Origin of the sequence: Brevundimonas sp. (genome assembly GCF_016463295.1) — a bacterium.
GTDB lineage: Bacteria > Pseudomonadota > Alphaproteobacteria > Caulobacterales > Caulobacteraceae > Brevundimonas.
Genome location: NZ_JAEMRO010000034.1, coordinates 1 through 22,996 on the forward strand (window position 1 = coordinate 1; position 22,996 = coordinate 22,996).

Consider the following 22,996-nt stretch of genomic DNA (forward strand, 5'->3'; position numbering starts at 1 on the left):
GGTCGAAGGCGGCATTGTGGGCGATCACCGGCGCGTCGCCAATGAAGTCCATCAGATCACGGACGATCTCCTTGAACTTGGGCGCATCCTTGACCTGCTCGTCGGTGATACCGTGCACCGCCATGGCCCCGGCGGGGATCAGTCGTTCCGGATTGACGAAACGGTGGAACGTCCGGCCCGTCGGCAGCAGGTCCTGGATTTCGATACAGCCGACCTCGACCAGCCGATCTCCTGTACGGGGATCAAAGCCGGTGGTTTCCGTATCGAGAACGATTTCGCGCGTCATGACGTCTTAATGGGGCGCTTCGGCCTCTGGCGAAAGAGTCCGGCGCGGGGGTGTCCACCCCGGCGACAGAACCGTCCCCACGATTTCGGCGACCTGCGCTCGCGCGGCCTCCAGCCCGTGGCCCGTATCGACGATGAAGTCGGCCCGCCGACGCTTCTCCGCATCCAGCATCTGGCGCTCTATTATAGCCCCGAACCGTTCTCGGGTCATGCCCGGACGGGCCAGGACACGCGCCGCCTGAATGTCCGCATCCGCCGTGACCACAACCACGGCATCGACGGCGGCGTCTCCGCCGGTCTCGAACAGTAGGGGGATGTCGAGCACCGCCAGTTTTACCCCGCGTCGTTCCGCCTTCACAAGGTCGTTGGCGCGACCCCTTGCCACGAGCGGATGCACAATTTGCTCCAGTCGCCGGAACGCCTGATCGTCCCGCCCCAGAGCCTCGGCCAGACGGGCACGATCGATGGCCCCCTCGACGACCACGCCGGGAAAGGCCGCATCGACGGGTTCGACCGCTGCCCCGCCCTTGGCATAGAGCGTATGCACGGCCTCGTCCGCATTCCAGACCAGGGCACCGTGATCGGCGAACATCCGCGCCGTCGTCGATTTTCCCATGCCGATGGAGCCGGTCAGGCCGAGGACGATCATGCGGACTCTCCCAAGGCGTCCATCACCACCTGGCGGATGTCCACCGGCGGCACAGGCACACCGAAGATCGCCTCGAACGAGGGCCGGGCCTGTCCGATCAGCATGGCCAGCCCATCCACGGTGCGCAGGCCCCTCGCTCGTCCGGCCGCCAGGAACGGCGTGACCAGCGGTCGATAGCTCATGTCCATCAGGACGGCGTCGCGTCTGAGCCGGCCCACATCGGACTCCGGCTGTACCGACAGGGCATTCACGACGAGGGCGGCCTCTTCCAGCGCTTCGGGGCCCGCCACCACCAGGCCCAGGTCGTCGGCCAGCGACTCGGCTTTTGATCGCGTCCGGTTCAGAAGGGCGACCCTGGCCCCCGCTGCCTTCAATGCGGCCGCCGCCGCCCGCGTCGCCCCGCCCGCGCCCAGAATGACCACGGACTGGCCCGCCACGTTCAGATCCGGGGCCTGTTCGGCCAGGGCCTGCATCAGACCCTCTCCATCCGTGCTGTCCGCATGAACCCGCCCCTCCTGAAACGTCAGCAGATTGGCGGACCCGCAGGTCGAGGCCACGATACTGGTCTGATCCGCCAGGGCGAGTGCCAGGCTCTTGTAGGGAGCCGTAACGTTCAGCCCCGTCAGCCGCCCCGCGCGTCCCTCGTCCACCAAGGCGGCGAAGGCGGGCTCATCCATTGGACCGAATGGCTCATAGCTGGCGTCCAGCCCCGCCGCGGTGATCCAGGTCGAATGGATCAGCGGGCTGAGGGTATGAGCGATAGGCTGGCCGGCCACCCCGGCGAGGCGCGACAGGGCGGTCATGACATCAGCACGCCCGCGCGGCGCAGTTCAGCCAGGACTGGAGATAACGGAAGGCCAAGGACGGTGAAATAGTCGCCCTCAACCCCCTCGAACAGTTGCGCGCCCATGCCTTCCAGCCGGTAAGATCCGACGCAGGACAACAGGCCCTCGCCCTCCGTCGCCAGATAGCTGTCCAGAAAGCTGTCGGAAAAATCGCGCATCGTCAGGGTCGCCGTATCCACGCCCGACCAGACGATCTGGCCGTTGCGGGCCAGGGCCGCGCCGGAATGCAGCTGATGCGACCGACCCCGCATCTGCGCCAACCGCGCCCGGGCTGCCTCCAGCGACTTCGCCTTGGATACCCGACCGCCGTCGAAGGCGAGGGTCTGGTCCGCGCCCAGCACCCAGGCGTCTTCATGATGGCGTGACACCGCCAGGGCCTTGGCCCGGGCCAATTCTACGGCCAGCTCGGCGGCGTCGTGATCAGTCAGTTGAGCCTTGATCGCGTCCTCGTCCACATCGGCGACATGGACGGTAAACGGCACCGCCGCCCCCTCCAGCATGGCCCGGCGGGCAGCACTCTTGGAGGCCAGGATCAGGCGTTCCGGGCGCTCAAGTAGCCTTAAGGACGATAGCGCATCAGAACGGCTCACCAGTTGGCTCCCGCCCGCTGGGTACGACGTTCATTCAGCACATTGATGATGGCCGCCGCCGTCTCCTCCACCGACCGCCGCGTCACGTCGATAACCGGCCAGCCGCGACGCTCGAAGGCCCGGCGGGCCTTGACCGTCTCGTCACGCACAGCCTCCTGATCGGTATAGGCGCTGGTGTGCGAGGCGTTCAGCCCATCGATGCGGTTGCGCCGGATCTGGACCAGCCGGTCGGGGGAGACTGTCAGACCGACAACGAGGGGGTTCTTCAGACCCACCAGCCGCTCGCCATCCTCCTGATTGGGCACTAGCGGTACATTGGCCGCGCGGATGCCGCGGTGCGCCAGATAGATGCAGGTCGGGGTCTTGGACGTCCGCGACACACCACACAGCACCACGTCGGCCCCCTCCAGCTGCTCCGTCGTGCCCTGGCCATCGTCATGCGCCATGGCGAAATCCAGGGCCGAGATGCGGTTGAAATAGTCAGTGTCCAAGGCGTGCTGCGCCCCCACCCGCGTCGACAGGGCCGCGCCCAGATAGCGGGACAGGGCCCCGACCAGAGGATCCAGCGCCGCAATCTGGGGCATGTCCAGCACACGGCACCCCTCCTCCAGCTGATCGCGCAGTTCGCGATCCACCAGGGTATGCAGAACCACCCCAGGGGCCGAGGCGATCTCGGCCAGGACCCGCTCCATCTGGCGGTCGGAACGGACCAGGGCATAGATGTGCTCGATCGGAATGACGCCATCGAACCGCGCCACCACCGCCTTGGCCATGGCGTTCAGGGTCTCACCGGTCGAATCCGAGACCAGATGCACATGGAAATAGGTCGCCAGACGCGAACGCCCGGCGGTGCGCGCCGCATTCATGCCTTTGCGCTCCTGACAGATGTCGATGATCGCAGATGGGGATGATCGCTCAAGATGATGCGGACTCCTGTGGACGAGCCGGGGCGCCGAACCGTGACGACCGGGGGTCCCATCCCTATAGCGCCCGCATCTTCACCCGGCGAGCGGGGACGACGGTGGACAGGAGCGACCCCCAGGGCGGGAACTGTCCGGAAGCTTGATCCTGTCCCCCGATCGACTGTGGAGTTCCTTAACAAGGTCTTAACGGCCCCCAGCTGGTCCCAGGCCCGGTAAGCCTCAGAAGGCCGTTCGTTAAGGTCTCGTTAGAACTTATCCCCGCTTCCCCCAGCCTGCCGATGCGCTGATCACCCGGACATGACGACCTTGGGACAAACGCTCCGAAAGCGGAGCGATGCTGGCGATTATCCACGCTGTCCCCGGCCCTACCTTCCTCCTCAATTCAATCTTCGATTCTTTGATTGAGAAGGAAGGGGGTGCGACATGGGCGGGCTTGAGCGGGGCGGTACCGAAGGCTAAGCCCAATCCAATGACCACGCACGCTGACACACCCCTGCTTCTCCGCGTTCTGGCCGGAGAGACGACTGACCGGCCTCCGGTGTGGTTCATGCGTCAGGCCGGGCGCTACTTGCCGGAATACCGGGCTCTGCGGGCCCAGGCACCCGACTTCATCGCCTTCTGCCTGAACCCGCAGATGGCGGCCGAGGCGACGCTGCAGCCGATGAAGCGGCTGGGCTTTGATGCGGCCATCGTCTTTGCGGACATTCTGCTGATCCCTCAGGCCCTGGGCCAGGACGTCTGGTTCGAGACTGGTGAGGGGCCTCGCCTGGGCGAAATGCCGTCGGTCGGCCATATGCGCGAAAAGGCCGAGGGCGCGGGCCGGTATCTTCACCAGGTGGGCCAGACCCTGTCCCTTGTCCGGGCCGAACTGGACCCGGAGCGGGCCCTGATCGGCTTTGCCGGCGCCCCCTGGACCGTCGCCACCTATATGCTGGACGGCCACCACAATACGATCGGCAAGGGCGAGCGCGCCACGGCCCGGAAATATGCCTATGAGGACCCGGCCCGCGTCGACGGAACGCTGGAGGTCCTGGTCGAGGCCACGGCCCATTATCTGAAGATGCAGGCCGATGCCGGGGCGCAGGTCCTGAAGATCTTCGAGAGCTGGGCCGAGGGTCTGCCGGACGATTTGTTCGAGCGCCTGGTCCTGCGACCGCATCAGGCGCTGGTGGCCCGTACCCGTGAACTGGGCGTCACCGTGCCCCTGATCGGCTTCCCGCGAGGCTCGGCCGCCCACGCCGAACGCTATGCCGCCGAGGTCGATGTTCAGGCCGTGGCGCTGGATACGGCTTGCCCTCTGGAGATCGGCAAGCGGGTTCAGACCATCAAGCCTATTCAGGGCGCGCTCGATCCCCTGCTACTGCGGGCCGGAGGCGAGGCACTGGATCGGCGCGTCGATCAGCTGATGGCCGCCTGGGGCGACGGGCCGTGGATCTTCAACCTGGGTCACGGGATCATGCCGGATGTGCCGGTCGCCCACGTCGAACAGGTCCTGCGCCGGATCGTTGCCCAGTGACGGACGCCAGCCAAACTCGCAGCGGACGGCGTATCGCCATCGTCCTGTTCAACCTCGGGGGGCCGGACGACCAGGCGTCGGTCAAGCCGTTCCTGTTCAACCTGTTCAACGATCCGGCCATCATCGGACTGCCGGGGCTGTTCCGCACGCCTCTGGCTCGGCTGATTTCCAGCCGACGCGAGACCAGTGCCCAGGCCAACTATGCCCTGATGGGGGGCGGTTCGCCCCTGCTACCTGAGACGCGGCGTCAGACGGAGGCTTTGCGCGCTGTCCTGACCGATCGCCTGCCGAGAGACGAGGTGCGGACCTTCATCGCCATGCGCTACTGGCATCCTCTGACCGAGGAGACGGCGGTGGATGTCGCCGCCTTTGGCCCCGACGAGATCGTTCTGCTGCCGCTCTATCCGCAGTTTTCGACGACGACGACGGAGTCCTCGCTGAAGCGCTGGCATGAGGTCTATGCCGGCCCGGGCCAGAGCCGCACCGTCTGCTGCTATCCGCAAGGGACAGGCTGGATCCAGGCCCAGGCTGAAGCCGTGCGCCAGAAGCTGGCCGAGGCCGGTGACGCCGCCGTGCGGGTGCTGTTCTCGGCCCACGGCATCCCCGAAATGCTGGTGACGAAAAAGGGCGACCCCTATCAGGAGCAGGTCGAGGCGACCTGTGCCGCCATCGCCGCCGCCGCCGGCCTGGCCCCCGACGCCTGGACCTTGTGCTATCAGAGCCGTGTGGGACCGATGAAATGGCTGGGCCCCGCGACGCCGGATGCCATCAGACAGGCCGCCCAGGATGGGGTGGGGGCGATCGTCGTGCCCGTCGCCTTCGTCTCCGAACACATCGAGACCCTGGTCGAACTGGACATCGAATACGGCGAGCTGGCGCATGAGCTGGGCGTCTCGCCCTATCTGAGGACGCCGGCAGTCGGTGTATCACCCCTGTTCATCGACACCCTGGCTGATGCCGTGATCGAGGCCCTGCCGCGACAGGGTGTGGCCCCGCATGGGCCGGGCTGCCAAGGGCGCTGGAAGGCCTGTCCCTATCAGTGTCAGCACAAGGCGGCGTGATGGACGTCGCCACCACCTTCGAGATCGTCCGTGGGCTGCATATCCTTGCGGTCATCGCCTGGATGGCCGGCCTGCTGTTCCTGCCGCGCCTCTATGCCTATGACGCCGAACAGGTGGACAAGGCCGAGCCGCTGCGCTCCGAGATGCGGGCGCTGCTCCGTCCCTGGCAGCGCCGCCTTCTAAAGATCATCCTCAACCCGGCCATGATCGCATCGTGGATCTTCGGCGTTTGGATGATCGAGATCCATGTCGTTCAGTTCGGCCAAGGCTGGAGGTTCCTGGCGCAGCCTTGGATGGCGACCAAGCTGTTAGGCGTGGTCCTGCTCAGCGGCTGGCACGGCTATCTGGCGGGTCAGTTCAAACGCATTCAGGCCGGAACCTCGACCCGCACGGGCCGCTTCTGGCGCATGACCAACGAAATTCCCTTTTTGCTGGCCATCGTCATGGTGTTTTCGGTGACGACGCAGTGGGTGTTCTGAAGCGCGGCGACGCTTGACCTGAGCGGCGTGGCGTGGTTTCGCTGGCCGCGAACCGTCCTCCGTCTTGGGGCGGTCCCTCTCTCTTTGCGACGCCCGCCGGTTCGACCGCGGGGGCCCGTCGTACTCCCCTGACCCTCGGGTCCGACATTTCCAGATTTTTCCCGCCCGCCCGACACCCTGTCCGGCGGCGATGACGCTGATGGCTTATCATGACCGACCAGACTGACACCCCCGCTGAAGCTGAAACCTCCGCCGACGATGCCGCGACCGAGGTCGAACATGGCGCACCGGCCGCCGCCGACCTGCCCATGGTCGATCAGGAAGCGGCGGAGGACGAGGATGACGAGGGCGGCGAATCCAGCGTGCCCAACGGTCGGATCACGCTGCAGGAACTGAACGACAAGACGCCCGCCGACCTGGTTGCCTTCGCCGAGGGTCTGGAGATCGAGAACGCCGGCAACCTGCGCAAGCAGGACCTGCTGTTCGCCATTCTGAAGACTCTGGCCGATGACGAGGTGGAGATCATCGCCTCGGGCGTTCTGGAAATCCTGCCTGACGGCTTCGGCTTCCTGCGCAGCCCGGACGTGAATTATCTTCCGGGTCCGGACGATGTCTATGTCTCGCCGTCGCAGATCCGCCGCTTTGGCCTGCGTAACGGCGACACGGTGCATGGAGCCGTTCGTGGCCCGCGTGAAGGCGAGCGCTATTTCGCCCTGCTGAAGGTCGACACCATCAACTTCGAAGACCCGGAGATGGTCTCGACCAAAGTGCTGTTCGACAACCTGACACCGCTCTATCCCGACGAGCGTCTGATCATGGAGATCCAGGACCCGACCCTGAAGGATCGCTCGGGCCGGGTCATCGATATCGTCGCTCCCCTGGGCAAGGGCCAGCGCTGCCTGATCGTCGCTCCGCCGCGGGTCGGCAAGACGGTCATGCTGCAGAACATCGCCAAGTCGATCGAGCGCAACCACCCCGAGGTCTTCCTGATCGTCCTCTTGATCGACGAACGGCCGGAAGAAGTCACCGACATGCAGCGTACGGTGAAGGGCGAGGTCGTGGCCTCCACCTTCGACGAGCCGGCCAGCCGCCACGTCGCCGTCGCCGAAATGGTGATCGAAAAGGCCAAGCGCCTGGTCGAGCACAAACGCGACGTCGTCATCCTGTTGGACTCGGTCACGCGCCTGGGCCGGGCCTATAACGCGACAGTACCCTCGTCGGGCAAGGTCCTGACCGGCGGTGTCGACGCCAATGCCTTGCAGCGGCCGAAGCGCTTCTTCGGCGCTGCGCGCAATGTGGAGCAAGGCGGCTCGCTGACCATCATCGCCACGGCCCTGATCGACACGGGCTCGCGCATGGACGAGGTGATCTTCGAAGAGTTCAAGGGCACCGGCAACTCGGAAATCGTGCTGGACCGCAAGGTTGCTGACAAGCGCATCTTCCCGGCCATCGACGTACTGAAGTCCGGCACCCGCAAGGAAGAGCTGATCACGCCAAAGGATCAGCTGGCCAAGACCTATGTTCTGCGCCGCATCCTGAACCCCATGGGTCCGCAGGACGCGATTGAATTCCTGCTCGACAAGCTGCGCCAGTCCAAGAACAACGCGGACTTCTTCCAGTCGATGAACACATAATTCTGGCCCTATCTCTCGCGCCGCGGGCGCTCTCTATATGAGGGGTCGTTCCTCAAGTAGCCTGACACCGCGTGTCAGGCGTTAGGAACATCAAGTATGTTGTTTCACGTGAAACGGATGGAGCGGAGCCATGAAGGTCACGGTAGAGGTGGATTGCACCCCGGCGGAGGCGCGCGCCTTTCTGGGCCTGCCGGACGTCGCGCCGCTCAACGACCACTTGGTCGCCGAGATGCAGCGCCGCATGGACGAGAACATCACAGCCATGCAGCCGGAAGAGTTGATGAAGACCTGGACCAGCTTTGGGCTTCAGGCGCAGGACCAGTTCCGCAAACTTATGGAAGCGGCGGTGCCCAAGGGGTGAGTCAACATTCCTCCCCCATCGGGGGAGGGGGACCGCGAAGCGGTGGATGGGGCCAACCTCAAACGCTGACGTCTGGACCTGCCCCCTCCACCATCCTTCGGACGGTCCCGCTCCCCCGATGGGGGAGGAGACAATGACTGCGACCCCCACCATCTTCGCCCTCGCCACCCCACCCGGCCGCGGGGCCATCGCCATTTTGCGTCTGTCCGGGGCCGGCACCGATGAGGCCCTGAGCGCGCTTGGCGCGGGCGACTTGAAACCTCGCATGGCGAGCCTACGGACGCTGCGCCACGGCGAGGCTGTCCTTGACCAGGCTCTTGTCCTGCGCTTTCCGGGCCCGAAATCCTATACCGGCGAAGACTGCGCCGAGCTCCACCTCCATGGCGGACGGGCGGTCGTGGAGGCCGTCAGTGCGGCCCTGATCGCGCTCGGCCTGCGCCCGGCCGAACCCGGCGAGTTCACCCGCCGCGCCTTCGAGAACAGTCGCATGGATCTGGCCCAGGCCGAGGCGGTGGCCGATCTGATCGACGCCGAGACGTCGGCCCAGGCCGCGCAGGCGCTGGGGCAGCTGGATGGGGCCCTGTCCCAGACCTACGCCGGCTTTCGCCGCGACCTGTTGAAGGCCTTGTCTCTCGTCGAGGCCGAGATCGATTTTCCGGACGAAGAGGTGCCCGACAATCTGGCCCGAACCGCCGGCCCTGTGCTGGACGCGCTGATCGCGGACCTCAAGGCAGCCCTGGCGGATGCCCGCCGCGGGGAGCGGGTCCGTGACGGCTATCGTATCGTCCTGATCGGCGAGACCAATGCCGGCAAGTCGTCGTTGTTCAACGCCCTGGTCGCGCGCGAGGCGGCGATCGTTACGCCTATCGCCGGCACGACCCGGGATGTGCTGGATGCCGAACTGGTCATCGGCGGCTATGCGGTGACCTTATCCGATACGGCGGGTCTGCGCGAAAGCGACGATCCAATCGAGGCCGAGGGCGTGCGGCGGGCACGAGCGCGCGCCGAGGCGGCGGACCTGCGTCTGTGGGTGCGCGGACCGGGTGATCCTGACGGCGTGGCGGCGACATTCGCCAAGGCCGACGACCTGACCGTCTTCACCAAGGCTGACCTCGGGGCGGTGCCGCCCGCGCACGTGTCTGCGATCAGCGTCAGCACCACGACCGGCGAGGGGCTTCAGGCCCTGCACGACTGGCTTTCATCTCGACTACAAGCGGATCTGTCGGGGGCCGACTTTCCGGCTGTCACGCGCGAGCGGCACCGGCTGCGTCTGGTTGAAGCCTTGAGCGCGGTCGAGGCTGGTCGGCGGGCGCTGGACATTTCCCCCGAAATGGCCGGCGATGACTTGCGGCGGGCCGCCGACGCCCTTGCCCGCGTCACCGGCGCCATCGGGGTCGAGGATGTGCTCGGGGAGGTCTTTGCCAGCTTCTGCATCGGCAAGTAACGCCGGTCTGTTTCACGTGAAACACGGTACGACCTTACCGGCATGACCTTGTGACGTCTGGCTTTTAGGCCCGGTCTGTCCTATGTCCCCACGCATGAACTCCACCCGTTTCGACGTCATTGTGATCGGCGGCGGCCACGCGGGATGCGAGGCTGCGGCGGCGTCCGCACGCGCGGGGGCCCGCACGCTGCTCCTCACCCAGAAGCTCGAAACCATCGGCGAGATGAGCTGCAATCCGGCCATAGGCGGTCTGGGCAAGGGGCACCTCGTTCGTGAGATCGACGCCATGGATGGCCTGATGGGTCGCTTGGGCGACCGTGCAGGCATCCAGTTTCGCCTGCTGAACCGCTCCAAGGGCGCGGCGGTCCAGGGCCCACGCAGCCAGATCGATCGCCGCCTGTACCGTGAGGCCATGCAGGCCGAACTGGCGCATACGCCCAATCTCACCTTGATGGCCGGGACCGCCGAAACGCTGATCATGGACGATTCTCGCGTCGTGGGCGTGACGACGGGGGAGGGGCTGGAACTTCGCGCCGCTGCCGTCGTGTTGACGACCGGCACCTTTCTGAACGGCGTGATCCACAAGGGCGACCAGCGTATTCCTGCGGGGCGCCACGGCGAGGCCCCGTCGACTGGCATGGCGGCGGACCTCTATGGCGCAGGCCTGACGATGGGTCGACTGAAGACCGGAACGCCTGCGCGTCTGGACGGGCGCACCATCGCCTGGGACCGGCTGGAGATGCAGGCGGCGGACGAAGAGCCCGTTCCTTTCAGCTTCCTGACCGACCGCATCGATGTGCCTCAGATCGCCTGCGGCATAACCCATACCAATGCCGAGACGCACCGGATCATTGCCGAGAATCTGGGCGAGAGCGCCGTCTATGGCGGCCATCTGTCCGGTCGCGGACCCCGTTACTGCCCCTCGATCGAGGACAAGGTGGTGCGTTTTGCAGACAAGACCTCGCACCAGATCTTCCTGGAACCGGAAGGTCTGGACGATCCCACCGTCTATCCCAATGGCATCTCGACCTCGGTGTCGGATGCGACCCAGTCGGCCTTCCTGCGCACCATTCCCGGTCTGGAAGCCGTGGAAGCATTCCGCTTCGGCTATGCCATCGAATACGACTATGTCGATCCGCGCGAACTGACCCCCGCGCTGGAGGTCAAGAAGCGGCCGGGCCTCTATCTGGCCGGTCAGATCAACGGCACGACCGGCTATGAAGAGGCGGGGGCGCAAGGGTTGATCGCCGGACTGAACGCCGCGCGTGCCGCCTCGGGGGCCGACCCCATCATCCTCGGCCGGGACCAGGCCTATATCGGCGTCATGATCGACGACCTGGTGACGCGCGGCGTGACCGAGCCCTATCGCATGTTCACCAGCCGGGCGGAGTACCGATTGACGCTGCGTGCCGACAACGCCGATCAGCGACTGACGCCCTTGGCGATAGCGGCGGGCATCGTCGCGAAGGACCGCCGAGCATCGTTTGAGGTCAAGGCGGCGCAGCTGGCCGAGGCGGCCGTTGTTTCACGTGAAACACAGTTTACGCCCAAGGAGGCGACGGCCTTGGGCATCCCGGTGAATGCGGACGGTCAGCGCCGAACGATGCGCGATCTTCTGGCCTATCCCGGCGTGAGTCTGGCCGACTTTGAAGCCACATATCCCCAGATCGCCACCTGGTCGACGGCCGTTCGGGATCAGGTCGAGATCGATGCGGGTTACGCCACCTATCTGGATCGTCAGGCGTCCGATGCCGAAGCGCTGCGCCGCGAGGAGGCCTTGGCCCTGCCCGTGGACCTCGACTATGCAGCCATCGGCGGCCTGTCGAACGAGGCACGGGAGAAACTGACCTTGGTCCAGCCTCGTACGCTCGGCCAGGCCGGCCGGATCGAAGGCATGACGCCGGGTGCCCTGACGGCGCTTCTGTCCCACGTTAAACGCAAGGTGGCTGCGTGAGACAGGATGTTCGTCTCCTCCCCATGCCATGGGGAGGTGTCGCGGCGCGTAGCGACGTGACGGAGGGGCGACCGGCCTACAGCCCCTCCACTGCTTCGCGGTCCCCCTTCCCATTTCATGAGGAGGAGATAGATCGATGACCCCGGCAGAGTTCCAAGCCCTCACCAACGCCACGCCCGCCCAAATGGGTGATCTCGAACGGTTCATCACCCGGCTGACCGAGGCGAATGCTGTGATGAACCTGATCGGACCCGACACCCTGCCCGATGTCTGGAACCGCCACATCTGGGATTCGGCTCAGTTGCTTGAGTATGCGCCCGGTGCCCAGACCTGGGCCGATCTGGGCGCTGGTGCGGGCTTTCCCGGCATTGTTCTGGCCATCATGCTGAAGACCCAGCCCAAGAGCCACGTCTGGCTGATCGACAGTTTGGGCAAGCGCTGCCGGTTCTTGCAGGAAGTCGTTGATGGCCTGTCCCTACGGGCCACCGTCTTGAACGGGCGGGCCGAAGACAATGCGGTCACCGTCGAGGTCGTGACGGCCCGCGCGGTGGCCCCGATGGAAAAGCTTCTGGGCTATGCACAGCCTTATCTACAGCGCGGTGCCACGGGCCTGTTCCTGAAGGGGGAAAAGGCCGAGGCTGAGGTAGCCGAGGCGCGCAAGGTCTGGCAGTTCAAAAGCAACCTCTCTGTCTCGCGCAGTGACCCGCGCGGCCGTATCGTATCTGTTCGGGGCATCAGCCGTGTCAAAACCTGGTAAGACCCGCATCCTGGCCGTCTCCAATCAGAAGGGGGGGGTCGGCAAGACGACAACCGCCATCAACCTAGGGACTGCCCTGGCGGCGATCGGCGAAAAGGTGCTGATCGTGGATATGGACCCTCAGGGCAATGCCTCCACGGGTCTCGGTGTTCCACGTGAAACACGGCGGGTGACCATCTATGACGTGGTGGTGGACGGGCGGTCGGTGGATGATGCTGCGGTTCAAACAAGTGTGCCGGGCCTCTGGATCATTCCAGCCGACGCCGACATGTCGGGCGTGGAGATCGAACTCAGCCAGGCGGACCGTCGATCCTTCCGGCTCAAGGATGCCTTGGCGGGGCAGGGTGCCGATGGCCATACGAAGTATGACTATGTCCTGATCGACTGCCCGCCGTCGCTCAACCTGCTGACGCTGAATGCCATGGCCGCCGCCGATGCGGTTCTGGTGCCGCTACAGTGCGAATTCTTTGCGCTGGAGGGTCTGACCCAGCTGATGAAGACCATCGACATGGTGCGCCAGAGCCTGAACCCCTCGCTGGAAATCCAGGGGCTGGTGCTGACCATGTATGATCGACGCAGTGCCCTGTCTGGCCAGGTCGCCAACGATGTGCGGGCCCATTTCGGCGACAAGGTCTATGACGCCATCATTCCGCGCAATGTGCGGGTGGCCGAGGCTCCGTCTTTCGGCAAGCCCGCCCTGATCTATGACCTGAAATGCGCCGGCAGCCAGGCCTACCTGCGCCTCGCGCGCGAGGTCGTGTCGCGCGAACGCAAGCGCCGCCTGCTGGCGGCCTGACCTTAACAGAACGGAATCAGCATCTTGACCGACGCCAAACGTGGCCCCCAACGGGGTCTGGGCCGGGGCCTTTCGGCCCTTCTGGGTGAACAGGTGAACGAGGCCCCGGTCGACGGCTCGCCCGTGCCCACCGGCGTGCAGATGGCCCCGATCGAGAGCCTGAAGCCCAATCCGGACCAGCCCCGCAAGGTCTTCGATGCAGGCGATCTGGAGGAACTTTCGGTTTCGATCCGCGACAAGGGTGTCCTTCAGCCCATCCTGGTGCGGTCGCAACCGGGCGAGGATGGCGTCTGGCAGATCATCGCGGGCGAACGCCGCTGGCGCGCCTCGCAGATGGCCCGTCTGACCCAGGTGCCGATCGTCGTGCGCGAGATGGACGACGTCGAGGTCTTCGAGGTCGCCATCATCGAGAACGTCCAGCGCGCCGACCTGAATCCGCTGGAAGAGGCGGACGCCTATACCCAACTGATGCAGCGGTTCGGCCGCACCCAAGACGCGGTCGCCGGCGTGGTCGGCAAGAGCCGCAGTCACGTTGCCAACACCCTGCGCCTGCTGCAACTGCCCGACGACGTCCTGCAGTATGTCCGCAGCGGTCAGATGAGCGCGGGCCACGCCAGGGCCCTGATCACTGCGCCTAATCCGGGAGCCTTGGCCGAGCAGGTCGTCAGGGACGGGCTGAACGTCCGCCAGGCCGAGGCTCTGGCCCGTCGCGCTGCAGACGGCCCCAAGCCGAAGAAGACCCGGCCCGGCGAAATCGACATGAGCGGCAACGCCGACATCGCGGCGCTGGAACAGGATCTGGCCGACGCCCTGGGCTTGAAGGTCAGCCTCGCCGACAAGGGCGGCAAGGGCGAGCTGACCCTGCGCTACGGCTCTCTGGAACAGCTGGACGACCTGTGCCGGCGTTTGATGCGGCTGTGACGGCGATGTCGTGCTAGGCTAACACCATGAACGATACACCTTCCAACCCGACCGCCGAAGCGATGAAGAAGGCCCTCGCGGCCAAGAAGGCGGGAAGCGCCGCGCCCTCGGCTGGCGGCTTCAAGCCCGGTCAGCATGCCGAGAAGAAGGTCGCCCAGCAGAATGCGGCGGCCAACAAGCCGGCGTTCCGCAAGGCTTCAAAGCGAGGCTAGAGGCCTCAAGTAGCGCGAAGCGCGTTAGGCCTAAACTTCAGAGCCCCAGCCGCCTCGCGCGGGCGGAAATCTCCAGGATCAGACGCTCGGCGATCAACTGGTCGGGCGAGCCGGTTGTCTTGGTGGCGATGTCGGCGGCGTTGACGCTGTCCAGCACGCGGTCGAGGTCTTCCAGCCGCCAGTTGCGGGCCTGGCGCAGCATTTCGGCCTCCTGTTTCCAGAAGACGCCAGCAGCCTTGGCGGCCTCCTTGGAGCCTGCGCCATTGGATTGCAGCACATTGATGCGGCGCAGCTTGCCCAGATGGATCGAGGCCTGGCGCACGGCCATGACGGGGGATTCTCCCTCGGCAAAGGCGCGGCGCAATCCGGCCTGGGCGGGGGCGGGGCGACCGCCGAAGGCTTGCAGGGCGGCGTCCTGAAGCGAGGCATCGGGCTCGACGCCCAGATGGGTCTCCAGCTCCTCGACATCGATGGTGCGGCCCGAGCCGGGGCCGATGTAGAGGGCCAGCCGCTCGATCTCCTGGCGCATCAGGCCGCGCTCGCGGGGCAGGCGGGAAACAAACCGGTCCAGGGCATCGCCGGTCAGGCCGACCTTGTCCGCCGCCAGGGCCTCGCGCGTCATGCGGGCGACGTCGCCCGTCTCGTCCTCATAGCAGGCGATGCCGACAGCTCCGCTGGAAGCCTCCGCTGCCTTGCGCAGGGCCGAGTCGCGGCCCAGGGCCCCGGCCTCGATGACCAGCATGGCGTCGGGATTGTATCCTCCGTCGGCATGGGCCTTGAGGGCGGCGGCCAGCATCTTGTCGATCGAGGCCTTCTCGGCCCCCAGGCGCACGCGGACCAGGCGGCGCCCACCGATCATACTCAGGGCCGTCAAAGCCTCTTCAAGGCGGGCCTCGTCACCGTCGATGTCGCTGTCGGTCAGCAGGGTGACGTTGAAGGGGTCGTTCAGATCCGGGGTTATCGCCTTGCACAGGATCTCGGCCCGTTCGGCCACGCCCGATCGGTCCTTCCCGTGGATGACGGCGGCGCGGACACCCTTGTCCGGAGCCTTCAGAAAGCGATCGACCTCGGGCCGTTTGGCCAGGATCACGGGGTAATCCTCACGGCTGTGCCGACAGCGTCCGCATCAAGTCCAGGCGGATCAGGCGGGCCAGTTCGGCGGCGGCGCGTTCCTCGCCGTCCTGCTGGGCGGCGATGGCCGCATAGGGCTGATCGGCGGCGGCATAGGTGGTGGTGACGGTCTCGACGCCCGTCACAGGCACCCCGCCATTCAGCGGCGTCAGGGTCCAGGCCCCACGCACGGTCAGCTCATAGCGGGTCGCGGTGTCGTCGATGCGGCGCCCCAGCGGGCGACGCGACTGTTCGATGGCCGTCTCCAGCCGGTACAGAGGCGCCGCGGCACCATTCCGGCCCAAGGCGTCCTCCAGCTGCTCTCGAACGCGATAGCCCAGCCGGTCGTCCTGGGTCGTCACGGCGATGCGCGACAGGCTGGAACCGACCGCACCCCCATCGCCATAAATCGGCGTAAAGCCGCAGCCAGAGACCAGAAGTCCCGCAACCGCGACAATCGTCAGGCCCAGCCCGCGCATCAGCCGACCACCAGATTGACGATGCGATCCTTGACCACCACGATCTTCCTCACCGTCTGACCCTCCAGCCGCGACTGCACCTCCGGATCGGCCATGACGATCGCCTCCACCTCGGCCGGGGCCAGCCCGCGAGCCACGCGGATTTCGCCGCGACGCTTGCCGTTGACCTGGATGGGCAGGGTGACCTCGTCGTCGGCCGCCAGAGCCGGATCATAGACCGGCCAGGGCGCGTCCAGGATCATCCCCTCTTCGCCCAGTCGCGTCCAGCCTTCCTCGGCCAGGTGTGGCGTGAACGGCGCGACCAGACCCAGCAGGGCCTTCAGCGCCTCACGCTTGGCCTCGCCCCCCGCCTTGGCGCTGTCGCGGATCGTGGCGACGAAGGCGTAGAGTTTGGCGATGGCGGAGTTGAAGCGGAAGCCGGTGATCCCTTCGGACACGGCCTTGATCGCCTTGTGCGTCTCGCGGACCAGGGCGGCATTGGCTTCGGCTTCCCCGGCAAAGGCGGGGTCATAGCCATCGACCTCGGCCCAGACGCGCTGGACGAAGCGGCTGGCCCCCTCGACGCCGCCGGGAGTCCACTGCACATCGCGCTCAGGCGGGCTGTCCGACAGGACGAACAGGCGGCCGGCGTCGACCCCGTAAGTGTCGACGATTTCCTGGGGCGCGACGACATTCTTTTTGGACTTCGACATCTTCTCGATGTCGCCGATGGTCAGGGCTTCGCCGGTCGAGAGCTGGCGGGCCGAGCGTTTGCCGGCATCATTGGTCAGCTCTACATCCGTAGGCTCGACCCAGGCCCCGTCGGCCCGGCGATAGGTCTCGTGGACGACCATGCCCTGGGTGAACAGTCCCGCGAACGGCTCTCTGACCGTCATCAGCCCGGCATCGCTGAGCGCACGACTGATGAAGCGGGCATAGAGCAGGTGCAGCACCGCATGCTCGACACCGCCGATATACTGATCGACCGGCAGCCAGTGATCGGCAGCGTTGGGCGAGATCGGCTCGGAGGCTGTCGGGTCGGTGAAGCGGGCGAAATACCAGCTGGAATCGACGAAGGTATCGAGGGTATCTGTCTCGCGCGTCGCATCAGTCCCGCAGCTGGGACATTTGACGTGCTTCCAGGTCGGATGGCGGTCCAGTGGATTGCCGGGCGTGTCGAAGGTGACGTCTTTCGGCAGTTCGACCGGCAGGTCCGCCGCAGGCACCGCGCCGCACTTCGGGCAGTGGACGATCGGGATCGGGCAACCCCAGTAGCGCTGACGGCTGACGCCCCAGTCGCGCAGGCGATACAGCGTCGCGCCCTTGCCCTGGTCCTGCGCCTCCAGCCGGGCAATCGCCTCGGCCTTGGCGGCATTGACGTCCAGTCCGTCCAGAAAGCCCGAGCGGAAGATGGTGCCGGGTCCTGTATAGGCCTCGTCCGTGACGCCGAAGTCGTCTCCCGCCCCGTCGGGCTTGACGACCGGCATGATGGGCAGACCGTATTTCGTTGCGAACTCGAAATCGCGCTGGTCGTGCGCGGGGCAACCGAAGATGGCCCCGGACCCATAGGTCGACAGCACGAAGTTGGCGGCCCAGACGCCGACGGTGCGCTCGGGATCGAGCGGATGCCGCACGCGAAGGCCCAGATCGACGCCCAGCTTCTCCGCCTTCTCGATGTCGGCTTCCGACGTCCCGGTCTGGGCGCAGGCCTTGATGAAGGCCGCCACGTCCGGTCGGTGTTCGGCGATGGCCTTGGTCAGAGGGTGATCCGGGGCGAGCGCCAGGAAGCTGGCCCCGAACAGGGTGTCGGGCCGGGTCGTATAGACCTCGATCGGATCGCGGGCGTGATTGGGCTGGCCGGCGTCTGATGTGGGCAGGAACTCCGGGGCCTGATCAATGGGCCACCAGACGGTCGCGCCCTGGCTCTTGCCGATCCAATTCTCCTGCATCAGCCGGACCTTGTCGGGCCAGCGGCCTTCCAGTTCCTTCAACCCCTCGATCAGATCGTCCGCATAGTCGGTGATGCGCAGGAACCACTGGCTCAGGGTGCGCTTTTCGACCACTGCGCCCGAGCGCCAGCCGCGACCGTCCACGACCTGCTCATTGGCCAGGACGGTGTTGTCGATCGGATCCCAGTTGACCACGGCCTCCTTGCGGTAGACCAGGCCGCGCTTGAACAGCTCCAGGAACCAGGCCTGCTGCTTTCCGTAATAGGCCGGGTCGCAGGTGGCGAACTCTCTGGACCAGTCCAGCGACAGGCCCAGCAGCTTCAGCTGGTCGCGCATGGTGGCGATGTTGGACCAGGTCCAGTCGCCGGGATGGATGCCCCGCTCGATGGCGGCGTTCTCGGCCGGCAGTCCGAAGGCGTCCCAGCCCATGGGGTGCAGGACGTCGAACCCCTGGGCCCGCTTGGAGCGCGCCACCACATCGCCCATCACATAGTTTCGGGCGTGACCCATGTGGATGTTGCCCGACGGATAGGGAAACATTTCCAGGACGTAGTATTTCGGCTTTCCCGTGCCTTGGGTCGGCGTGGAAAAGGCATCGGCCGCCGCCCAGCGGGCCTGCTGGCGGGGTTCGGCGGTCTTGGGGTCGTAGCGAGTGGCGGCCACGGGAATCCTTCGGTCGGTCTTCGGACTTAGCGCGTCCTGAAGGCGAGCCTGAAGGAGGCGGGTCTCGATAGCTTGGGTTTAGCGGGTGTTGGACAGGTTGAGCTGACGCGCCTTGGTCAGGATCGCGTTCTCCAGGTCCGTCTCGGTCTGGGCGGCGACCGGGGCGGCGGTCCATTGACCGGCGGCATCGCGGACTTCCTTGTTGACCGTGACGTTCAGGGCATCGGCGCGCAGGCGGGTGTCCAGAATGAAAACGGTGGCCTTGAACCGCTCGTTCGGTGTCTGGGGGTCGCTGTACCAGTCATAGTTCACGACGCCGCCCCAGGGATCGGCCCCGGCCAGCGGCATGAAGCTGAGCGTGTCGAGCGTGGCGCGCCACAGGAAGGCGTTCACGCCGATGCCGGGCTGGGCGTTCGCTGCGGCCCGGGTGGCATTGCCGCCCCCGAAGACGTCACCGATCGTGGGACCAAAGGGGCGATCCGCCGAACAGCCGCTCAGCACGATGCCGGAAGCGATCAAGGCAATCGTTGCGCCGCGAACCAGCACCATCAGACACTCCATCCTTATCAAAGGCGTGCGGCGGACCCATCCGCGCACGAGCCGGACCCGATCCTTGCGGGATCGAGGCCTGTCGCTGTGCTCTATAACACGGCGAAAAGGGGCGATGACAAGGCGAAGTCGCATCCCGCACGCGGATCGTGCCGCGCCCGGGCGTGACGCCAGCGCCACAGCGGCGCAGTGAGTCTTGTGGAACGGGCTGTCACACGCCACGTTCGGTTGACCGCGAGGGCGACAGGTGCCTAATCGCAGCAAGGATCGCGCAGAAAAATCCAGCGCGGCGTCAAGGGTAGGTCATGCGTGCAGGTGCCGTCATCGCTGGACTGGTCGGGGGGCTGATGCTCCTGGCGGTCGCTGACGTGGCCGCCGCGCAATCCAGCCGTCCCAGCGTCAACCTGACCGAGGCCCAGCGTGCCGCTGCGGTAACGCCTTCAGGCCAGTCGCGTCTGCGCTTTACGGAGCGCGGTCGCTGGGGTCTGGACCTCAATCTGAACCAGCCTGTCGGTCGCGAGCGCAATCTCGGCGACGTCGAGGCCGGGGCCTATTATCGGGTCAATCCGCGTCTGCGCGTCGGGGCCGCCGCCGGCCTGGCCGAGCCCGAGGTCGATCCGGCCCGCCAGCGCGACCCGGACCAGCGCGCCGCCCCGCGTTTCCGGCTGGAATCGATCTTCCGCTTCTAGACCGCTTCAGTCCGGGCCGAAGGCCGACTGTATCGCCGCAACCCCTGCCAGGCCGCAAGCTCCGGACCCGATGAGCGATCGCGCCTTGCCGCTGTCGATACCACCCAGGGCATAGGCCGGAACAAAACTCCTGGCGACGAACTGCGCCAAGCCATGCAATCCAAGCGGTGTCTTGCCGGACGAGGCCCCGCCGGCTCGGAAGATTGGCGAGACGACGATCGCATCCAATCCAGACGCCGCATCCAGCCCCTCCAGATTGTGCATAGCCCCGGCGATGCGCCAGTCGGGCCGCGCCGCCGACAAGGTGCCGACCTGATCCAGCGCCCGCTGCGGTAGATGCACCCCGTCGGCTCCGACACGCTCGGCCAGCTCGGCATCCAGCCCGATCAGCAACAGGCCATCCCGCTGCGCCGTCGCCTCGCGCAGCCGCCGGGCGGTGTCATGGGCGTCGGCTCGCCCGAAGTGCCTGAACACCACGCCGGACCCGGCTGGCAGTCGCGCCGCCGTCTCCCACGGGCGCGGTGTTCGATCTGGATCGGTGAAGAACAGCAGAGGCGGCAGGTTCAGTGCATTACCCGGACTGGGGCGACCATCGGCGCGGCTGACTTTGGCGGCCTCGCGCGCTAGGACGCTGGCGACATCCCACAGGGTTTCGGCGTCCGCACGGTTCATGGCCATCTCTTCCCCCCTTCCCGCAGCGTCGTCCAGCCCGATCGCGGCCCGGTTCGCCACCGTGCGGGCGGACATCTCGGCCGCCTGCATTATAGCGGGCCGTGACCCCCGCGATGTGACCCTGACCGCCGTGACCAAGACCCAGCCGCCAGAGGCCATCGACGCGGCCCTGGCCACCGGCCAGCGCGTGTTCGGAGAGAACCGCGTGCAGGAAGCGATGGCGCGCTGGACCGACCGTCGCCCGTTGCACCCCGACCTGCATCTACGCCTGATCGGACCGCTGCAGACCAACAAGGTTCGGGAAGCCCTGTCCCTGTTCGACGTGATCGAAACCCTGGACCGGCCAAAGTTGGCCCAGGCGTTGGCGACGGCGGGACAGGCGATGGGTCTGGCCCCCCGGGTTCTGGTTCAGGTCAATACGGGTGCGGAGGTGCAGAAGGCGGGGGTGGCGGTCGTGGATGCTCCGGCCCTGATCGAACAGGCCCGGACCCTGGGCCTGACCGTCGAGGGTCTGATGTGCATCCCGCCGGCCGACGAAGATCCGGCTCCGCATTTCGCCCTGCTGGCCCGGCTGGCGTGCGACCACGGGCTGGACGTTCTGTCGATGGGGATGAGCGGCGACTATCTGGCTGCCATCGCTTCCGGGGCGACGCATGTGCGGGTCGGATCGGCGCTTTTTGGCGCTCGCGACGCCTGAAACCGCGTCTAATCGCGCCCTGCCCTTGGCGAATGCCGCAACGCTCGCCATTGTTACAGTCATGGCCGCACCCAAGACGATCCTGATCATCGACGACGACGACGACCTGCGCGAGGCGCTGGCGGAGCAGCTGGCCCTGCACGAGGCGTTTCGCCCGATACAGGCCTCGACGGCCACGGACGGCGTGCGCATGGGCCGCGAGGTGCGGGCCGACCTGATTCTGCTGGACCTCGACCTGCCCGACATGGACGGCCGCGAGGCCTGTCGCCTGCTGCGCTCGGGCGGAGTGACGACGCCGATCATCATGCTGACGGCCCAGTCTTCGGATTCAGACACTGTCCTGGGGCTGGAGTCCGGGGCCAACGACTATGTGACCAAGCCTTTCCGGTTCGCCGTCCTGCTGGCCCGCATCCGCGCCCATCTGCGCAGTCACGAACAGTCCGAAGACGCTGTCTTCCGCATCGGCCCCTATGAGTTCCGCCCCGCCGCCAAGGTCCTGATCGACGACAAGGCCAAGAAGGTCCGGCTGACGGAGAAGGAAACCAATATCCTAAAGTATCTCTATCGTGCGGGCGGCAAGCCGGTGATGCGCGAGGAGCTGCTGACCGAGGTCTGGGGCTACAACGCCGGGGTCACGACCCACACGCTGGAAACCCACATCTATCGCCTGCGCCAGAAGATCGAGCCCGAGCCTGGCCAGGCGCGGCTGCTGCTGACAGATGCGGGCGGGTACCGACTACAGCCCTAGACGTCGAGATCCATCGTCACGGGCGCATGGTCGCTGGGCTGAATCCATTCGCGGACGGTATCGTGGATGCGGGCCGTGCCGGGCAGGACGGCGGGTGTCAGGCCGGGCGAGGTCCACAGATGGTCGAGGCGTAGCCCGCGGTTGGACTTGCGGAAATCGGCGGCGCGATAGCTCCACCAGCTGGCCAGCTTGGTGGGCTCCGGGATCTGGTCACGCACGACGTCGCAGAAGCCCCCGGCGGCCTGGAGACGGCGCAGCGTTTCGACTTCCAGCGGGGTGTGGCTGACGATCCTGGACATGTAGCGGTGGTTCCAGACGTCGTTCTCGCCCGGCGCGATGTTGAAGTCTCCGGCCAGAACCAGCGGTTGCTGCTTGTCGCGGCCCGCCATCTCGCGGGTCAGGCGCTCGTAATAGTCCATCTTGTGGTCGAACTTGGGATTCAGCGCCCGGTCGGGCACGTCGCCGCCGGCGGGAATGTAGAAGTTCTGCACCTCGACACCATCCACCATAACCCCGACGCAGCGGGCGTGTTTCTCGCGGCAGACGTCCAGGACGGGGGCCTCGGTGATCGGCTTGCGGCTGGCGATGGCGACGCCGTGCCAGCCCTTCTGACCGCCGATCTTGAGATGGGGCATGCCCATCGCCTCGAAGGCGGCGCGGGGAAACTGGTCCTCCAGGCATTTGATCTCCTGCAGGCACAGGACATCGGTGCCGCTCTCGGCGACGAACCGCGCGACCTGATCGATGCGCAGTCGAACGGAGTTGATGTTCCAGGTGGCGATACGAAGCATGGCGCGGTCTTAGCGGTGTCAGGCCGGGAGGGGTAGCACCAGAAAAAGAGGAGGGCGGTGGCCGCGCTCAGGCAGCGAGCCGCCGCGCGGCGAGCGTTGGCGCACGGAGGAAAGAAAAAACGCCCGGTCGTTTCCAACCGGGCGCTCAAAGGTGTCTCTCTCGCCGCCGGGAAGGGATGACAATCCCAAACGGTCAGATCGGCTCTCGCCGCTCTGTGTCCAGAAAGACACAGGACGTGGAAA

The 22,996-nt window shown here is 66.2% G+C and carries 25 protein-coding genes; 14 read left to right on the plus strand and 11 right to left on the minus strand.

The features are described 5' to 3' along the window. From JHC81_RS08630 to JHC81_RS08650, 5 genes are all read right to left on the minus strand, one after another. Nucleotides 1-286: exonuclease domain-containing protein (locus tag JHC81_RS08630; RefSeq protein WP_292173375.1), on the minus strand; the 286-nt coding region annotated here is incomplete at its 3' end. Between the two features lie 6 nt (nucleotides 287-292). Then, nucleotides 293-934, minus strand: coding sequence for a dephospho-CoA kinase (coaE, locus tag JHC81_RS08635; protein WP_292173378.1), 642 nt, complete (start codon nucleotides 932-934; stop codon nucleotides 293-295). Then, the gene (locus JHC81_RS08640; RefSeq protein ID WP_292173382.1) at nucleotides 931-1,737 is read right to left on the minus strand and encodes an NAD(P)-dependent oxidoreductase; all 807 of its coding nucleotides are present in this window, start codon (nucleotides 1,735-1,737) and stop codon (nucleotides 931-933) included. The genes coaE and JHC81_RS08640 overlap by 4 nt, the downstream gene beginning before the upstream one ends. After that, nucleotides 1,734-2,369, minus strand: coding sequence for a nucleoside triphosphate pyrophosphatase (locus JHC81_RS08645; protein ID WP_292173385.1), 636 nt, complete (start codon nucleotides 2,367-2,369; stop codon nucleotides 1,734-1,736). Before JHC81_RS08645 ends, JHC81_RS08640 begins: the two co-directional genes overlap by 4 nt. Further along, nucleotides 2,366-3,235, minus strand: a complete 870-nt coding sequence (locus JHC81_RS08650; protein ID WP_292173387.1) for a pyruvate, water dikinase regulatory protein — start codon at nucleotides 3,233-3,235, stop codon at nucleotides 2,366-2,368. The genes JHC81_RS08645 and JHC81_RS08650 overlap by 4 nt, the downstream gene beginning before the upstream one ends. Nucleotides 3,236-3,761: 526 nt before the next feature. Between JHC81_RS08650 and hemE the strand changes: the two genes are divergently transcribed. The 11 genes from hemE (at nucleotide 3,762) to JHC81_RS08705 (ending at nucleotide 14,427) form a co-directional block, all read left to right on the plus strand. Beyond that, a complete protein-coding gene (gene hemE, locus JHC81_RS08655) occupies nucleotides 3,762-4,808 on the plus strand; it encodes a uroporphyrinogen decarboxylase (protein WP_292173389.1) in 1,047 nt (348 codons plus the stop codon). Then, nucleotides 4,805-5,869: a ferrochelatase gene (gene hemH, locus JHC81_RS08660; RefSeq protein ID WP_292173392.1), complete on the plus strand. Its 1,065-nt coding sequence runs from the start codon at nucleotides 4,805-4,807 to the stop codon at nucleotides 5,867-5,869. Before hemE ends, hemH begins: the two co-directional genes overlap by 4 nt. Beyond that, nucleotides 5,869-6,348, plus strand: a complete 480-nt coding sequence (locus tag JHC81_RS08665) for a CopD family protein (RefSeq protein ID WP_292173394.1) — start codon at nucleotides 5,869-5,871, stop codon at nucleotides 6,346-6,348. The genes hemH and JHC81_RS08665 overlap by 1 nt, the downstream gene beginning before the upstream one ends. A gap of 209 nt (nucleotides 6,349-6,557) precedes the next feature. Beyond that, a complete protein-coding gene (gene rho, locus JHC81_RS08670; protein WP_292173398.1) occupies nucleotides 6,558-7,982 on the plus strand; it encodes a transcription termination factor Rho in 1,425 nt (474 codons plus the stop codon). A 130-nt stretch (nucleotides 7,983-8,112) separates the two neighbouring features. Continuing rightward, nucleotides 8,113-8,343 carry a DUF6489 family protein gene (locus tag JHC81_RS08675; RefSeq protein ID WP_292173400.1) on the plus strand — a complete coding sequence of 77 codons (231 nt, stop codon included), beginning with the start codon at nucleotides 8,113-8,115 and terminating at the stop codon, nucleotides 8,341-8,343. 133 nt (nucleotides 8,344-8,476) lie between these two features. After that, entirely contained in the window at nucleotides 8,477-9,787 is a 1,311-nt protein-coding gene (gene mnmE / locus JHC81_RS08680; protein WP_292173402.1) for a tRNA uridine-5-carboxymethylaminomethyl(34) synthesis GTPase MnmE, read from the plus strand. 94 nt (nucleotides 9,788-9,881) lie between these two features. Next, nucleotides 9,882-11,741 (plus strand): tRNA uridine-5-carboxymethylaminomethyl(34) synthesis enzyme MnmG, encoded by a 1,860-nt coding sequence (mnmG, locus tag JHC81_RS08685; RefSeq protein WP_292173403.1) that lies wholly within the window; start codon nucleotides 9,882-9,884, stop codon nucleotides 11,739-11,741. A gap of 136 nt (nucleotides 11,742-11,877) precedes the next feature. After that, on the plus strand, nucleotides 11,878-12,498 hold the full coding sequence (gene rsmG, locus JHC81_RS08690) for a 16S rRNA (guanine(527)-N(7))-methyltransferase RsmG (protein WP_292173406.1): 621 nt from the start codon (nucleotides 11,878-11,880) through the stop codon (nucleotides 12,496-12,498). Further along, nucleotides 12,482-13,294: a ParA family protein gene (locus tag JHC81_RS08695; RefSeq protein ID WP_292173409.1), complete on the plus strand. Its 813-nt coding sequence runs from the start codon at nucleotides 12,482-12,484 to the stop codon at nucleotides 13,292-13,294. Before rsmG ends, JHC81_RS08695 begins: the two co-directional genes overlap by 17 nt. An 81-nt stretch (nucleotides 13,295-13,375) precedes the next feature. After that, on the plus strand, nucleotides 13,376-14,215 hold the full coding sequence (locus JHC81_RS08700) for a ParB/RepB/Spo0J family partition protein (RefSeq protein ID WP_292173440.1): 840 nt from the start codon (nucleotides 13,376-13,378) through the stop codon (nucleotides 14,213-14,215). 26 nt (nucleotides 14,216-14,241) lie between these two features. After that, nucleotides 14,242-14,427, plus strand: a complete 186-nt coding sequence (locus JHC81_RS08705) for a hypothetical protein (RefSeq protein ID WP_292173411.1) — start codon at nucleotides 14,242-14,244, stop codon at nucleotides 14,425-14,427. Between the two features lie 37 nt (nucleotides 14,428-14,464). Here JHC81_RS08705 and holA read toward each other — a convergent pair whose 3' ends face one another. From holA to JHC81_RS08725, 4 genes are all read right to left on the minus strand, one after another. Next, nucleotides 14,465-15,517, minus strand: coding sequence for a DNA polymerase III subunit delta (gene holA, locus JHC81_RS08710; protein WP_292173415.1), 1,053 nt, complete (start codon nucleotides 15,515-15,517; stop codon nucleotides 14,465-14,467). 10 nt (nucleotides 15,518-15,527) lie between these two features. After that, entirely contained in the window at nucleotides 15,528-16,016 is a 489-nt protein-coding gene (lptE, locus tag JHC81_RS08715; RefSeq protein ID WP_292173418.1) for an LPS assembly lipoprotein LptE, read from the minus strand. Continuing rightward, complete coding sequence (leuS, locus tag JHC81_RS08720; protein ID WP_292173422.1) at nucleotides 16,016-18,607, minus strand: leucine--tRNA ligase; 2,592 nt, start codon at nucleotides 18,605-18,607, stop codon at nucleotides 16,016-16,018. The genes lptE and leuS overlap by 1 nt, the downstream gene beginning before the upstream one ends. Before the next feature lie 78 nt (nucleotides 18,608-18,685). Then, nucleotides 18,686-19,156: a DUF3576 domain-containing protein gene (locus JHC81_RS08725; RefSeq protein WP_292173425.1), complete on the minus strand. Its 471-nt coding sequence runs from the start codon at nucleotides 19,154-19,156 to the stop codon at nucleotides 18,686-18,688. A gap of 305 nt (nucleotides 19,157-19,461) precedes the next feature. Between JHC81_RS08725 and JHC81_RS08730 the strand changes: the two genes are divergently transcribed. Next, nucleotides 19,462-19,845, plus strand: a complete 384-nt coding sequence (locus JHC81_RS08730; RefSeq protein WP_292173427.1) for an NtrZ family periplasmic regulatory protein — start codon at nucleotides 19,462-19,464, stop codon at nucleotides 19,843-19,845. A gap of 6 nt (nucleotides 19,846-19,851) precedes the next feature. Here JHC81_RS08730 and JHC81_RS08735 read toward each other — a convergent pair whose 3' ends face one another. Continuing rightward, a complete protein-coding gene (locus JHC81_RS08735; RefSeq protein ID WP_292173430.1) occupies nucleotides 19,852-20,517 on the minus strand; it encodes a thiamine phosphate synthase in 666 nt (221 codons plus the stop codon). Here JHC81_RS08735 and JHC81_RS08740 point away from each other — a divergent pair. After that, nucleotides 20,516-21,214, plus strand: a complete 699-nt coding sequence (locus tag JHC81_RS08740; protein ID WP_292173432.1) for a YggS family pyridoxal phosphate-dependent enzyme — start codon at nucleotides 20,516-20,518, stop codon at nucleotides 21,212-21,214. The genes JHC81_RS08735 and JHC81_RS08740 overlap by 2 nt on opposite strands. 61 nt (nucleotides 21,215-21,275) lie before the next feature. Continuing rightward, nucleotides 21,276-21,962 carry a response regulator gene (locus JHC81_RS08745; RefSeq protein WP_292173435.1) on the plus strand — a complete coding sequence of 229 codons (687 nt, stop codon included), beginning with the start codon at nucleotides 21,276-21,278 and terminating at the stop codon, nucleotides 21,960-21,962. On the opposite strand, the gene JHC81_RS08750 is transcribed toward JHC81_RS08745, so the two are convergent. Further along, nucleotides 21,959-22,753: an exodeoxyribonuclease III gene (locus tag JHC81_RS08750; protein ID WP_292173438.1), complete on the minus strand. Its 795-nt coding sequence runs from the start codon at nucleotides 22,751-22,753 to the stop codon at nucleotides 21,959-21,961. The two genes, JHC81_RS08745 and JHC81_RS08750, sit on opposite strands and share 4 nt — an antisense overlap. Nucleotides 22,754-22,996 lie beyond the last annotated feature (243 nt).